General features: G+C 33.0%; 16 protein-coding genes. 5 read left to right on the top strand and 11 right to left on the bottom strand.

The features are described from left to right. Window positions 1-363: 363 nt before the first annotated feature. The 4 genes from DOK81_RS10590 to DOK81_RS10575 form a co-directional block, all read right to left on the bottom strand. On the bottom strand, window positions 364-888 hold the full coding sequence (locus tag DOK81_RS10590; protein ID WP_206910714.1) for a GNAT family N-acetyltransferase: 525 nt from the start codon (window positions 886-888) through the stop codon (window positions 364-366). Continuing rightward, window positions 881-1,354, bottom strand: a complete 474-nt coding sequence (tsaE, locus tag DOK81_RS10585; protein ID WP_206910697.1) for a tRNA (adenosine(37)-N6)-threonylcarbamoyltransferase complex ATPase subunit type 1 TsaE — start codon at window positions 1,352-1,354, stop codon at window positions 881-883. The genes DOK81_RS10590 and tsaE overlap by 8 nt, the downstream gene beginning before the upstream one ends. A 230-nt stretch (window positions 1,355-1,584) precedes the next feature. Then, the gene (pta, locus tag DOK81_RS10580; RefSeq protein ID WP_071868813.1) at window positions 1,585-2,565 is read right to left on the bottom strand and encodes a phosphate acetyltransferase; all 981 of its coding nucleotides are present in this window, start codon (window positions 2,563-2,565) and stop codon (window positions 1,585-1,587) included. Window positions 2,566-2,716: 151 nt separating this feature from the next. Further along, complete coding sequence (locus DOK81_RS10575; RefSeq protein ID WP_206910687.1) at window positions 2,717-3,397, bottom strand: uracil-DNA glycosylase; 681 nt, start codon at window positions 3,395-3,397, stop codon at window positions 2,717-2,719. Between the two features lie 125 nt (window positions 3,398-3,522). Here DOK81_RS10575 and DOK81_RS10570 point away from each other — a divergent pair, with 125 nt between their 5' ends. From DOK81_RS10570 to DOK81_RS10560, 3 genes are all read left to right on the top strand, one after another. Next, window positions 3,523-4,395 carry a Cof-type HAD-IIB family hydrolase gene (locus tag DOK81_RS10570; RefSeq protein ID WP_206910685.1) on the top strand — a complete coding sequence of 291 codons (873 nt, stop codon included), beginning with the start codon at window positions 3,523-3,525 and terminating at the stop codon, window positions 4,393-4,395. Between the two features lie 26 nt (window positions 4,396-4,421). Continuing rightward, the gene (locus DOK81_RS10565; RefSeq protein ID WP_206910683.1) at window positions 4,422-4,937 is read left to right on the top strand and encodes a hypothetical protein; all 516 of its coding nucleotides are present in this window, start codon (window positions 4,422-4,424) and stop codon (window positions 4,935-4,937) included. Window positions 4,938-5,751: 814 nt separating this feature from the next. Further along, window positions 5,752-7,170, top strand: coding sequence for a helix-turn-helix domain-containing protein (locus DOK81_RS10560; protein ID WP_206910681.1), 1,419 nt, complete (start codon window positions 5,752-5,754; stop codon window positions 7,168-7,170). Between the two features lie 35 nt (window positions 7,171-7,205). On the opposite strand, the gene DOK81_RS10555 is transcribed toward DOK81_RS10560, so the two are convergent. Further along, window positions 7,206-7,451 carry a hypothetical protein gene (locus tag DOK81_RS10555; protein ID WP_206910679.1) on the bottom strand — a complete coding sequence of 82 codons (246 nt, stop codon included), beginning with the start codon at window positions 7,449-7,451 and terminating at the stop codon, window positions 7,206-7,208. A 213-nt stretch (window positions 7,452-7,664) separates the two neighbouring features. On the opposite strand from DOK81_RS10555, the gene DOK81_RS10550 reads away from it, so the two are divergent. Beyond that, window positions 7,665-8,342 (top strand): hypothetical protein, encoded by a 678-nt coding sequence (locus tag DOK81_RS10550; RefSeq protein WP_206910678.1) that lies wholly within the window; start codon window positions 7,665-7,667, stop codon window positions 8,340-8,342. A gap of 102 nt (window positions 8,343-8,444) precedes the next feature. On the opposite strand, the gene DOK81_RS10545 is transcribed toward DOK81_RS10550, so the two are convergent. Both DOK81_RS10545 and DOK81_RS10540 read right to left on the bottom strand, forming a co-directional pair. Further along, window positions 8,445-8,978: a hypothetical protein gene (locus tag DOK81_RS10545; protein ID WP_206910676.1), complete on the bottom strand. Its 534-nt coding sequence runs from the start codon at window positions 8,976-8,978 to the stop codon at window positions 8,445-8,447. 145 nt (window positions 8,979-9,123) lie between these two features. Continuing rightward, entirely contained in the window at window positions 9,124-9,720 is a 597-nt protein-coding gene (locus DOK81_RS10540; protein WP_206910674.1) for a hypothetical protein, read from the bottom strand. 311 nt (window positions 9,721-10,031) lie between these two features. Here DOK81_RS10540 and DOK81_RS12335 point away from each other — a divergent pair, with 311 nt between their 5' ends. Then, window positions 10,032-10,385 carry an NmrA family NAD(P)-binding protein gene (locus DOK81_RS12335; protein WP_347401445.1) on the top strand — a complete coding sequence of 118 codons (354 nt, stop codon included), beginning with the start codon at window positions 10,032-10,034 and terminating at the stop codon, window positions 10,383-10,385. 385 nt (window positions 10,386-10,770) lie between these two features. Here the strand turns inward: DOK81_RS12335 and DOK81_RS10530 are convergent, their stop codons facing one another. From DOK81_RS10530 to DOK81_RS10515, 4 genes are read right to left on the bottom strand one after another with little or no spacing between them, the layout of a single operon-like run. Continuing rightward, on the bottom strand, window positions 10,771-11,478 hold the full coding sequence (locus tag DOK81_RS10530) for a class A sortase (RefSeq protein WP_206910673.1): 708 nt from the start codon (window positions 11,476-11,478) through the stop codon (window positions 10,771-10,773). Further along, entirely contained in the window at window positions 11,475-11,822 is a 348-nt protein-coding gene (locus tag DOK81_RS10525) for a hypothetical protein (protein ID WP_206910670.1), read from the bottom strand. The genes DOK81_RS10530 and DOK81_RS10525 overlap by 4 nt, the downstream gene beginning before the upstream one ends. Continuing rightward, a complete protein-coding gene (locus DOK81_RS10520; RefSeq protein ID WP_206910666.1) occupies window positions 11,822-13,222 on the bottom strand; it encodes a hypothetical protein in 1,401 nt (466 codons plus the stop codon). The genes DOK81_RS10525 and DOK81_RS10520 overlap by 1 nt, the downstream gene beginning before the upstream one ends. Window positions 13,223-13,226: 4 nt before the next feature. Continuing rightward, window positions 13,227-14,288: a DUF916 and DUF3324 domain-containing protein gene (locus DOK81_RS10515; protein ID WP_206910663.1), complete on the bottom strand. Its 1,062-nt coding sequence runs from the start codon at window positions 14,286-14,288 to the stop codon at window positions 13,227-13,229. Between the last annotated feature and the right edge of the window lie 78 nt (window positions 14,289-14,366).

The raw sequence follows: 14,366 nt of genomic DNA, 5'->3' as shown, positions 1-14,366 counted from the left end.
AAACAAGGTTCTTATTTTTTCTTATTTTTTCTTATTTTTATTTACAATAACCAGAAGAACTATTCATACAATAATTTTCATAAGTCTGAGCGCTGGGGTAAACAATAACCCTAGCAAAACACTACTAAAATTTTTAATTATCCCTGAATCAGATTGATACAATTGATCGAAAGAATCTGCAAATAAAATGATGTGTCTATAAAGATATACGGTAAGCAAATAAACAACAATTCCTATTCCTATGATAAGCAAATTTTTTTAGCTTTTGACAATTGTTGTTCTCCTGTTTTTAATTTTATTGATAAAACTCGTCTTTTTGTGCCCACACTTGATTTGATTATTTTAGCAGAAACAGATCTAATATTATAAATCCAAATAACTCATTTGATAAACATCTAAAAATTCACCTGCATCACTTCTCGCACCTCTTGGCATCGTTGATTCGATTTCAAACCCCAATTTTTGATACAAATGTACTGCTCGTTCATTTCGAACTTGAACTTGTAACTCTAAGCGAAAAATTTTTTTACTGTTCTTTGCCCAATCAATAATTTCTTCAATCAGCAATGTTCCTAATCCAAATCCCCAATACTCTTTTAGTAAACTAATTCCAATTTCTCCGATGTGAGCGATTCGATATTCATTAGTAGCTTTTACGGAAGCTGTCCCAACAATTTTTTCCCCAACTAAAGCAACCAACAACAAATTATTCGTACTTTCAGCCAAATAACCTAGTTCTAAAGCCAGTCTTTCTGGTGATAACTGCAATCCTTCTTCATCCATCACTAAAAACTCTGTTTCGCTACCAACCTGTTTACTCATTGTCAAAATTTCTTGCGCATCTTCTGGAGTAGCCTCACGGATTACCACACTAATTTCCTCAGCCATTGATTTTTTCCCATCCATTTCGTATTCTTTTTTCAAAATCTGCTCCTTGACTACCATATGCGCGAAATTTCACATAGCGTTTGTTCAAATCTGTATCACTTTTTTCTAAAATCAGTTCCAGATAATCTTCTGGCACAGCTTCTTCCAATAAATTTCCCCATTCAATAACAGATAGTCCATCACCTTCAAAGTACTCATCTAATCCCAAGTCTGCACCGCTTGCCGCCACACGATAGATGTCCATATGATACAACGGTAATCTTCCCTGTCCATACTCACGAATGATTGTATATGTGGGACTTTTGATCATTTGATCAATGCCTAATCCCAAAGCAATTCCCTTAGTCATCGTCGTTTTTCCAGCACCAAGATCACCCGTTAATATCAAATTATCACCAGCTTCAGCAACTTGTCCAATTACCTTCGCAAGTTCTTCCGTCATTTCTAATCCTGTTAATTCAATCATTTCTCTTCTCTACTTTCTATCCTCTATGCTTCGTCCTGTTTCTATGTGCAAGTATAACGCGGAACAGCCAATTTTTAAAGAAAAATAAGAGTGCACGACCGAGGTCATACACCCTTATCAAGAATCAAATGTTTGAAAATAAAACGGTCGCTGACTTGCTTGTTGGAGCCAGTTGTTCATTCTTTATCTGAAAATGAACGCTTGGTACCACACCCTTTTTCGCGACCTTATTAGTCCATCAAAGTTTGCGCTGCAGTAATAATAGACAATTTATAAACATCTTCTTCATTTGCCCCACGTGACAGATCAGAAACTGGCTTGTTTAGTCCTTGTAAGATTGGGCCGATTGCTTCAAAGTTACCAAAACGTTGCGCAATTTTATACCCAATATTTCCAGATTGTAACTCTGGGAAAACGAAAACAGTTGCTTGTCCTGCAACATCCGAATTTGGTGCTTTCAATTGTGCAACTGCGGGCACATAAGAAGCATCAAATTGTAATTCACCATCAATCATATATTGAGGTGCTAATTGTTTCGCAATTTTTGTTGCTTCTACGACTTTATCTACTTCAGCTGCTTTAGCAGAACCTTTTGTTGAAAAACTCATCAACGCAACTTTTGGTTCGATGTCAAATAACTCAGCTGTTTTCGCTGAATCTACCGCGATTTCAGCTAATTCTTGAGCCGTTGGGTTCACATTGATTGCACAGTCAGAAAAGACATATTTTTCTTGATCTCTTCCGCGAACCATGATCATCGCACCACTTGTACGACTCACACCAGGTTTTGTTTTGATGATTTGTAAAGCTGGACGAACTGTGTCGCCAGTCGAATGAATAGCACCAGAAACCATGCCATCAGCAATTCCCATATAAGTCAGCATTGTACCAAAGTAATTGACATCTTTTAAAATTTCTTGTGCTTGTTCTTTGGATGCCTTTCCATTACGACGCTCAACAAAAGCATCAACCATTTCATCCCATTGTGCATAATTAGCAGGGTCAATGACTGTAAAACCTGAAGCCTTGATACCGCGTGCATGAGCTGCATTTTTGATTTCTTCTGGGTTACCAATCAAAATTGGTTCCATCAATTCTTCTGCTTTCAAACGAGCGGCAGCTCCCAAAATTCTTGCATCAGTTGCTTCTGGAAAAACGATTTTAATACCACGACGAACAATTTTAAATCTTAAATTATCAAACAATTCCACGAGATGACCTCCAGATATTTTATATATCCAATCATACACTATTCTCAAAAAAAAGAACAGTTTATTTTATCTGTATTAGTCATAAATGCTATAAAAATGAAGTTTTTCACATATATATACAACTGCACTATAACAGGAAAGCGCTGTTTTATCACACTGTTTCAGGTAGTTGCCATTCAATGGGTGTTTCACCTAAAGCTACCAACGCATCATTTGTTTTTGAAAATGGTTTCGAGCCAAAAAAGCCACGATGTGCTGACAATGGACTTGGATGTGGAGAAGTCAAAACAATATGACGGCTACGATCAATCATCTTGATTTTTTCTTGAGCTGGTTTCCCCCATAAAATAAAGACGATTGGTTGTTCTCGTTCATTTAATTTTTCAATGATCCGATCCGTCAATTGTTCCCAGCCTTTGCCACGATGTGAATAGGCTTGTCCTTCTCGAACAGTCAAGACGGTATTTAACAATAAAACGCCTTGCTTTGCCCAAGAGACTAGATTCCCATGCTGGACTGGTGAAATTCCCAGATCCGACTGCATTTCCTTGTAAATATTTACCAGTGAGGGCGGTGTCTTCACGCCTGGTTGTACTGAAAAAGATAAACCATGTGCCTGATTTACACCATGGTAAGGGTCTTGACCCAAAATGACTACTTTGACTTTTTCATAGGGCGTTAATTCTAATGCTTCATAAATATGATACATATCGGGATGTATCTTTTGTGTTTGATATTCTGTTTTTAAAAATTCACGTAAAGATTGATAATAAGGTTTTTCAAATTCAGCTGCTAAGATTTCTTGCCAACTATTATGAATGATTTCTTTCAAAATCCTCCACCTCCTTTTCAAAGGATAACCTACAAATTATTCTTAAACAAGGGACAATCTTCTCCGCCTCGCCTCCTTAATATGGTAAACTAAGAAGAAGAATTAGAAAGGAACGGTAAACAATTATGATCAAACTAATTGCATCCGATATGGATGGTACATTATTAGATTCACACATGAGCGTGACACCGGAAAATGCCGAAGCGATTCGCTTTGCCACAAAAGCTGGAATCGAATTCATGGTAGCCACTGGTCGTAATTATCAGGAAGCGCGTGCAGCGTTAGACGAAGTTGGTATCGATTGTGCAATGATTACTTTAAACGGTGCGCAAGTTTTTGATAAAGAAGGCAATTCTCTTTTTACAGTTGCTATCCCCAATCAAGAAGCAACACTTGTACTAGACATTTTAGATCAAAACAACATCTATTATGAAGTTTCGACAAATAAAGGCTTATATTCTGAAAGCCAAGCAAAAAGAATTGAAAGTTTTGCTTCCATGGTTGCAACGCACTTACCACATTTGACTTACAAAATGGCCATCGCAATGGCTTCTGCAAATTTAGAATTACTTCATATTAATTACATCGATAGTATTCGCAATCTTTTACAACAAGATGAGGAAATTGAAGTCTTAAAAATTATTTGTTTCCATACTGAAGGACCAAGTGTTCTGGGCCCTGTCGGCAAACAAATTGACGAGCTTGGTAATCTAACAGTTACTTCTTCTGGTCAAAATAATATTGAAGTCAATCATAAAAACGCCCAAAAAGGGATTGCTGTTGCCCACGTAGCAAACGACCGTGGCATTTCTTTAGACGATGTTATGACTATCGGAGATAATTTCAATGATGTCAGTATGTTACAAGTAGCAGGCGTGAGCTTCGCTATGGGAAATGCAGAAATCGACGTGAAAGAATATGCAAAATACACAACTGCAACGAATTTAGAATCTGGCGTTGGCAAAGCAATTTTACGTGCGATTGCTGAAGACTTATAGTTCTTAGTTAGAAAAGAGGGATAACGATGTCAGAATTTTTCATTCAAGAAAAACAGCTTAGTCGTGCGACTCGAACAATCGTTAAAAATGAGGATGGAAAATCACTTTTCTTAATGGTTGGTCGTTGGGGAACGAAAGGCGATGCACTTTCGCTTTATTCAATGAATGGAAAACTCGTTGCGCACATCAAGCAAGTCAGCCTGACATTTGGTACTCGCTTTGAACTTTACAAAGATTTTGAAAAAGTTGGCACCATGCAGAAAATTTTTAATTGGCCAGGTGATTTTTATTATATTCGTCACCTTCATTGGACAGTTCAAGGTGATATTTACAATCATCGTTACCACATCCATCATTTCAATCAGCCAATCATGGCGATGAACAAAGCTACGTTGTTTACTGGTGATTACTATGTACTAGATGTGACCAAGGATGAAGATGCGCCACTTTGCATTTGTATTGCTGCTGTTTTAGATTATTGGCTCTATCATAAAAGCAAAAATAAGGAGCGTCCACTTGATTTTCGGTTGGATTTGAATTAGCTCCTTTCAACAAATAAAAAGCTCTCTCAAAAGTTAATCTTTTTGGGAGGGCTTTTTATTAATGATCTGACTAGCCAGAGAAACAGCCTAAGTAATAGTAATAACAGCGTTCAAATGCTCCATTTAATGAAAGCAACAAGAATAATATTAGCTACCAGACAAAAATAATTCATCTATCCGTATTGTATGAAGTAAAAAATGAAAGAAAAAAAGTCCAGCAATGATCACTTTGCTGAACCAAGCGTTAATGGCTATTGGAATAAATCTGGGTTTGATGGAAGTGTAAATAGAATTGGGCATTACTCTATTTGTGATCAACACAAAAAAAGTATAGCAAAACACACAAGTAAATACTTTTTTTATTTTCACTTTTGATTTAAAAAATAAAAAATCGGATGATTATTTTATTTAAATTCCTCTTTTGATAACAACATTAAAGATTGAATCCATTAGAAAACAACTGCTATGTTACAGAATTTAACACAACAGGAAACTATTTTTTGATTTTTCATTCTCAGCATAATTCAACAATCAAATCATTTATTTGAGATAAACAGCGGATGAATAATTGTAATAAATTCTACTATAACGTACATACAACGGTCTTTTTTATTATTTAAAACAGGATTTTAATATTAAAAAAGATGTTATTTTTGTTTATGTTATACTAATTATTGTTATAATATTTATATAATATATTATAACAATTTAACTCTTATATATAACACAAAAGAGTTATTTTATTTTTATAATTCTATTATTTTATAGTAAAGGCAATAGTGCTTGTATTGTTTTTATCAAAAGGAGCTTGAAAATGGAAAGTTTACTATCGAAAGAAGAACAATCTAAGATAAGGATTTTTTTCTATCTAATCAATTCAAATAAGGAACGAAGCATCCAAGAGATTGAAAAGTATAGCGGATTATCCTATTACAAAGTATCTAAATTGGTAGATAATTTAAACGATGATGTCAAATATTATTATCGTAGTGATTTTACTTTGATTGATAAAAGTAGTCGTGGTAGTGTTTTCATCAAAGCAAATTCAAGTTTTCTTTTTAACCTTCTCATTCAAAACTATTGTAAAAATAATATGGCTTTCAAACTGCTCGATCGTATATTGTTGAAAAAAGAGTATAGTGTAACTAAATTTGCGAATGACAATTTCTTAAGCCTTTCCTATGCCTATAGCATCGTTAACAAATTAGACAAATTTTTAAATGGTTATCATTTAAAACTGGACGAAAATTTATGTATTTCTGGTGATGAATTGAGTATTCGAAATCTTTTTTATTCCATCTATATCAACATTTTTAGAAATGAAGATTATGTTTTTTCCAATAAATTGGAAATGGAAGCTGAGAATCTGACCAGAAAAATCGAAACTCATTTCAAGCTAGCAAATCTTTCTTCACAAGATAGGAAAAAAATTAAATACTATGTCACAATTGGCATTATCAGAATGAAAGGAAATTATTATTTAGTTGATTCGATTTTCACAAATACTAGCTATGAAAATCAATTTACCCAAGACTTGCAAAAAAGATTTGCTCTCTCTGAAAAGACTGCGTTAACTTGGTATCAGGAAATTAAATATTTCTTAGAAGTAGAAAACATCCTCCTCATGTCGACAACAATTATTAATTCTGAGTTAGTTTCAGTCGCCTATACCAAAACAGTTCGTATAATTGATAGATTAGATCAACAAAATCTTTCATTTAAAAATCGAATCAATCCTGATTATGGTTTTTTCAAAATGAAAAACTTTATCCAAGATGTTTTCTTAATCTATAGTAAACGGGTAGATGCTTTATTTTTTGTTGAACAATTTTACTTAATTGAGTTATTTCCCGATAAAGTTCAATTGATTCATTTATTATTTGATGACTCTTTTGATATGTTCAATAGTCAAAACCGCTATATTATTTTTATCTTTTTACTTATTCTTGATGAACTATTTGAAAACATTGTTACTAGTGAAATCAAGCTTAAACTAGATTTGATTGGTGGTTCAAAATACCAAAGGTTGATTCTTTCAAAACTAAGTCTAAACAGTCATTCAAGTATCAAATTGACCACTGATCATCCTGATATTCTCATCACTGACCGGCTCAAAGATTTCGAAACATCATCTGAAGACTGTACACAAATTGTTTCATGGGCTTATCCACCAAGTATTAATGATTGGAAAAAACTACAACAGTTTCTAGGCAAACAGCCTCCAATCAAGTAAAGGTCTGGGCGTATAAATGCGTCCCAGACTTTTTTTCAGATAAGCGTGAACAACGTGCGTTCAATTTCATCAGTCGTATAAATATCAATTGAAATATCCTCTAAATTTTTCGTAATATCTTTGATTCTTTCAATCAATAAAATTTCTGAATATCCCTTTTCTTCTTGATAATTTTCTATCAATTTTTCTAAATCCGCTAAATTTTTATCCAATAATTTTTTACAAAATCGTTTATTTTCTATAATTGTGGTATCTAATTCTTTCTTCCTTTCATCATCCATACTATACGTTCCTCCTCTATGTTTATTTTTTACACCTTTAATTTAGCAATGATTCACTATTTCCTCCTTTTTATTTTTCAAATCTATTTTTTAATATACAAAAAAAACTTTTGTTATTTATTTTTTCTAAAGTCCATTTAAAATCCAAATAAAAAGCACGTGTATATTAGTGATATGATGATTAAAAATAATTAAATAAAGGTGGTATAAAAAATGAAATCGTTATTAAAAACAAGTTTACTTACTACATTATTCATTGTAACTCTGACTGGTCCAGTAGCCTATGCACAAGTCAGCGACACTACAACCCATTCGTTCGCTACAACGCTTGAGGAACAAACTGAAATAAAAGAAGGAACAAGTGGAGTACTAGCTGGTCAAATGGTTCCTTACATTCAAGAATTACCTTTTACAGGCACTCAAACACTTCATTATACAGTAAAGAATACTGATTTTATCAAAGGCGACAACGCTGCTATTCTTCTCCAGATCCCTGAAGAATTCACTCAGATTACTCATTTACCAAATTTTCTAACATTTATTAGTGGAAATGTTTCTTATTCTTCAATATTTGGTCATGAAGAAGCAAAATTGACTACCGAAATCATGGATGTCTCTGACAATCGTATTATTGTACACCTACCCGACACATTTTGGAAAGGAGAAACTGGTGAATTAGATGAAGGAACTATTTCTTTAAATTTTGTACTCAGTTATGGACAAATTTTAGCTGAGCGACCAGATGTGACCATTCCAGATACCTTGATTGGCTATGAGTTTCAAGCAAAATTAAAATATAGTGCACAAGAATGGGACGAACAAACAGAGCCTCTGAATGCAACCGTAGAGGAAACTTATATTACGTCAGATACTAGCGCCATTGTGAAATAAGATTTTGTTCAAGCAATTAACTCTAAAAAAGGACCGAGGTATCAAAAAAGGAGGGATGACAACTTGTGTCATCCCTCCTTTCAAAATTGAATTCTAGGTAACTTACTTGCCCTGAACAAAATAATTAAAATCAGCGATAGTATTGCCCTGAAATCGTGTGTAACTCCCCTTTTTTATTTTAAAAAAAGATGGTACGCCAGAAATCTTTAACTTAGCATACATTATCTGCTTTTCTTGAAATGTCAACCTATCAGTATCTATATAAAAGATAGGCTGATCTATCTTTTGGTTCGTATAAGCAGTATAGCGTATGAAGGACCGACAAAACTCGCAAGTGATTCTTCCAACATAAAGATATCCAGTTTTTTTATTGAGATTAGATAAAGAGAAATCAGAAGAAATATTCGTAAATTTTTCTGTATGTTTCTTATAAAATCGTTTATTTTCTTTTGTCAGTTCCAAGTCGCGTTTATCTACATTTATTAACATCTGTTGATTTGTAAACGATTCAACCGGAATCATTGAATGGTCATATTTTGCATGAGCGAATACGCTACAAAGAATTAGAATAAAAAGATACCCAAATAAAAACCACTTTTTTTTCTGTTTTTCTTCTTTTGATAATTTTGCTAGCATATAAATTGTCATGAATATGTTTATAGTGATGAACAAGTTTATGTATCTGATGATGTTATAAGTATGAGAAGTAATCAGATCAACTCCCCCATAACCTCCGAAAATGACAACAAACGAAACAATGAATGGTAAGCAGTAGAGTCTCTTATGCACAGTTTATTGCCATCCATGATAATGTTCCTACCAATGCTATTACTGTAAATTCTGCACCAGCGAATTCAACAATTAAAGCAGCTACTTCACGCCATGCCATTTGTTTAATGAACCCCATAACACCGGCACTAATAATTGCAGACCATAAAGTTGCACCAATGAAATCTTTTATCGAGCTTGACATACAATCTAAAAATGCACCACGCACCAAATTATTTTGTCGTACTAAACTGAAATCTTTTATTTCGGAGTACCCCTGAGAATTAGTTCGCTTTGTCCCATACTTCTCTTCTAGCTTCGCATAATCAATACCAACAATATCTCCTTGTTCATTTATTAGTAATGCTTGTGTAAACATAAATTCTAATTCACTGGCTAATTTATCTATCTCTACTTTTTTTTGCTGATTAGATAAATTAGCAAAAACCAGCTTTGATTTTTTAATTCCTTTTTGGAAATTCATGCTTTCGCTTAATTCTACCTTTGATAGCTGATTTTTCTCGATGGTTTGAGCTGAAACCGATGCAGGCACTACTACACTAAGTAAAACTAACAGTACAGAAAATAGTACAAATACTTTTTTGGGCATTATTGTTCCCCCTGTAAATATTATTTTTGAATTCAGCTGATTTCAAAAATAGTTTACCATCAAATAACAACAATAGAAAATGTTAATTCCCATATTCCAACAATAGATAACTTAAATAAGCTAAAAAATCACTTTTGGTTTATTTAAAATAACTAATCTACTATAAAAATTGTTGATTTCTCTCACAATTTAAATTTTCATGTAGTCTTCTACAACCAAAAGAAGATATACCTTCTTTTTTAGCCTATGCCAAACAACAAAATATCGAGCAAATCGTTTTCGTTTCTTTAATTGGTGTTGAAAAAAATCTGGTGGCTCCTCATCATAAAATTGAAAAAATGATTCGTGAAGCAGAGATATCTCATACTTTTATCCATACTAATTTCTTCATCCAAAATTTAAACACGACATATCAGAATGATATCAAGAACAACCATGCTCTGTTTATTCTAGCTGGTCATTCAAAAACAAATTTTATTGATACCAGAGATATTGGTGAAGTAGCTGCTGATTGCTTAACAAATTATGCTTACTTGAACCAAGAGTTAGAACTCACTGGAGCAAGAGTACTAACTTATGACGAGATAACTGAAGTAATGACACGATTTTGGGCACAAAAATCACTTACAGTAAACCAACTTTATTTAAACTTCGTCGAGTGCTGATTCAGCGTGGTATACCAAAAGACTATGTACATGTCATGGTAATGCTTTATCTGATTACTCAGTTAGGGAATGCTAAAAAAGTGACGAGCACGATTGAACAGGTATTACATCCTCCGCCACGAACCATCCAAGAATATGTCCGAGATTATAAAAATGATTTTATTCGTGAATCCCACTAGTAATTCAGCTTTTTTTCACTACAATGAACAAAAAAACTGCCTTCAAACTTAGGCAAAAGTCCTTGAGTGAAGGCAAGTATATGCTTTGTTTTTTTATTATGATGGACTAAGTAGACATTCGCCAACTCAAAATTTCAAGTTATGTGTGAATAAACAAACGATTCGTCGAAAGGAAAGCACATTGTCTACTTCTTTTTTGATATATGTTAGAAGGTTCGAACAGGTGCATCAAATATACGCTGTAAAGATTCACTTTTTTTATCAATTTTTATTTTAGAAACCAAAGTTCCTTGAATAATTAATCGAGTTGTTGCCTGCATATCGCCACAAGTAATCAATGTAATTATTTTTTGATTTTCTGGCTCAGCTAATACAGATGTATCAGAGGGTGGTACCTTTTTCTTACTCGTTGTTTTATAAATATAGATATTTGTTAAATCCGTAATATAAATGTTGTCTCCGAGAGTAATCCTCTCAAGCGGTGTAAACAATAATTTAGGATTAGAGGCTCGATGACTAGCTAATATATAATTTTTCTCTCCCATTTTTTCTTGTTCAAATAAAGTACCTGCACCATATAAAAGTGAGTACTCGGAAATACCTTTGAAAATCGGCAAATTAATTTCTATATTAGGTATCGCGACACCACCAATAATTGGTAGGTCTGAACTATTTTTTCCTAACCTTGATTTTAATATTTCTCCATAGCCAATGGATTCCACGTTTGCAAAATCATAATTTTGATCCTGTCTTTGCTCATTTTTTTTGATTTCTTCTTTAGAAAAATGATTGATATTATACTCTGTTTCCATTTTTACCATAAAATAATTCTGAATTTGCTGATGAAAAATCAGCCCTAAACCAAATAAAAAAACAATACTATATAGACAAATTTGGATTACTTTTTTTATCATTTCAGCAACCTCTTTTGACCAAATATCAATGTACCTGAAATGGAACTATAGATATTACCCAACGAAGAGCTTTGCAAGCCACCATCATTCAATTTCGTAACGACTGGTTTAAGTTCATGCCTTGGTGCAAAGTGGACTGGTTGATTTAATAACGGAGAACGTTCTCTTCTTTTTCTATAAAATCCGATTCTAGTCACATCCGTCACATCCTGATGCTCATGGACTTGTTCAACGGTTTGATTCTTTGTTTGCGAAGTCAAATCAGCATTTGTCTGACCATTTACCTGGTTAGCGATTGCTAACAAAGAACTGCTAAATAATACGATCAACATATATTTTTTCATTATTTTTTATCCTTTAACTCTGTGACTAAATCGCCGAACACTTTCCAATCTTTTGCTGTTGGCGGACTGTTCCAAATGATGTAATGTGTGTTGAGATTATCTCCCAAGACATCTGATACATAAATATCTGTTTCTTCATTAAAAATATTATTCACATTTAAATTAGCAAACGGTAGATTTTCAATCATTTCCATAATATAACAGTTATATTCAGGACCAATTGAAAAATCGACAGATATCGTAATTACTTTTCTTAATGCACTCCATGATATTTTATTGATCAAACAAAAAGTAAGCTCTAGTAAGAGTGATTTATTTTCTGTTTGATTTCCAATAATCTTGATTATCTCCACGTTCTTAGTAAAATGATTCACTACTTGAATGATTTCACCATAATTTTCTTCCAAAACATTCAAGTAGTTAAAAATTTGCTGATCCATTATTAATCCTTTGTATACTACGTGTTTTAACAGAATGCTACGTATGGGATCAACTAAACGTTCTTTTTCTACTTGAATCTCAGGAATTGCAAAAAAATGCTCTAAAATAAAGTTCATCTTCTTATTCAGTTCTGGATTGATATCCAAACGATTATAATCCTTATCAATGAACTGATTAACATAAAGGAAGTTGAATAACATTTCTATATCTTCTTCACTAAATGATTTTTCTTTCATGTAGTTCTTGATATCTATTAAATTTTCTCTTTTCAACTCAAACAACTTTTTTGTTGTTTTGTCTGTTGAAACCTGTTCCTTGATCCTTAATAAGGACAGTCCCAAATACATCTCTAAATTTAGTTTTTCAAATCCATTGATATCTATAATTATTCTTTTGGTCTTTAAAAATTCGATGATATCTGTTACTTGATCTAAAATATCTGCCCCGAACGGATATTCATAAAATTTAAAGATGCCTGCATATAATTGCGCCACTAAAAATCTGAATTCTTCTTCAAGATAGTCATGTGAAAAGAAATCAATCGAATACTGAGCAAAAAATTCAATCAATTCTGTCCTAGTTTTATAAGCCTTTGATAAACTCGTATAATAATCAAACGAGAAATCTTCAATTGTTTTTTCTGGAAACTGGATCGAATAATCAAGTAATGAGAAAACAAAGGATTCTCTTCCATATTTCCAAATAAGTCTGTTGATTGAATCTAACCCATTCTTCTGAAACCGGTACTTATTGTTTACTTTTTCAATAAAGAAAAATTCATCTAGCTCCATTGACTCTAAGTCACTGACCAATGAATTAATTACTTTATTCGCAATAAAATAAGTCATATCAAATTTTGATTCAACATCTTTGACAGATACGAATTCATTTTCGGCATTTTCTATGAAGGAGAACACTCTTAACTTATCAAATTCACTATCAGAAAATATTGTCTTCATCACTTCACTTAACTTTTCTTTTATTTTCTAATTGGTTATTCAACCGTTTAATTTCCCTATTTTTTCGAACAAAAAGATAGATACAAAGCAATAAAAGTAATACGAATAGAATGATACCAATGATGATATATAACGTGTAACTGTCCTCGGCCCTCACAACGGCTTTTTCATTTAATTTTTGCGAAACTTCTTTTTTTATCGTAAAGTCTTGTGTGAATGCCCATTTTTGCTCTTTTGATAATACAGTGACTTTGGCAGTGTACTTACCCGGCTCTAATTTTTTCTCATTCAAACTTAAATCAAAATCATACACAGAGTTGGGGGCAATTTGGGCACCTGACACATTTGTCTCATACTTCTTTTCGTCAGTCCCCTTTGTATAGATTGCAGCTTTCACTTGAACTTTATTCAAAAAAGCGGCACTTTCATTTTGGATTGGAATTTTGATCCCATTTCGTCCATTGATTTGATTTGGCGTGATTTTGCTCAAAGTGACATTATTTTTTGTGATTTTGTTCTTTCCATGTAAAACCACAGCAATCGTATAACCATATTCATTTTTAACTGCCATCCCATTTTTGTTCTCTTCATCTTTGTCGTCACTGTTCTTTTGAATAAAATTGATTCCTCCAGCTAACACACCATCAAATTCATTTTCTGGCATCTTAACTGTGTAAGAGACAATCTTTGATTCTTTTGCATTCAATTTTATCTCTTTCACATCTGGTTGAATAATCTTTGACAAGTTATTTTTTAACTGAGTATGTTGGAAATTTTTACTATTTTTATATTCAACCACTCCATTTGAGTTGGTAGAAGTCACATCGACAGAAGTATACACAGTGATTTCATGATCACTAGCGTTTTTGACTACCACGTTGAGTTTGTCATTTGTTTTAGGTTCAAGTCGCAAATCAAAATACGTAAGTGCTGGATCAACTTGTTTATCAGATGACTGTGGTTGAACTGTATAGTCTACACCTGAAGCATAGACTGGATTAAAGCTAATCAGAGTAACGAATAAAGCAATCCCTAAAATTGCCAGGTAGCTTATTATTTTTTTCATATTGCACTCTCCTCCAAAATTACAAAAGATAGCAAGATGACTTTTGGCAGTCATCTTGCTATATCAATGGTTAAATTA

Origin of the sequence: Enterococcus sp. DIV0660C (assembly GCF_017316125.1) — a bacterium.
Lineage (GTDB): Bacteria > Bacillota > Bacilli > Lactobacillales > Enterococcaceae > Enterococcus_B.
This window is presented reverse-complemented; position numbering and strand designations above follow the sequence as displayed.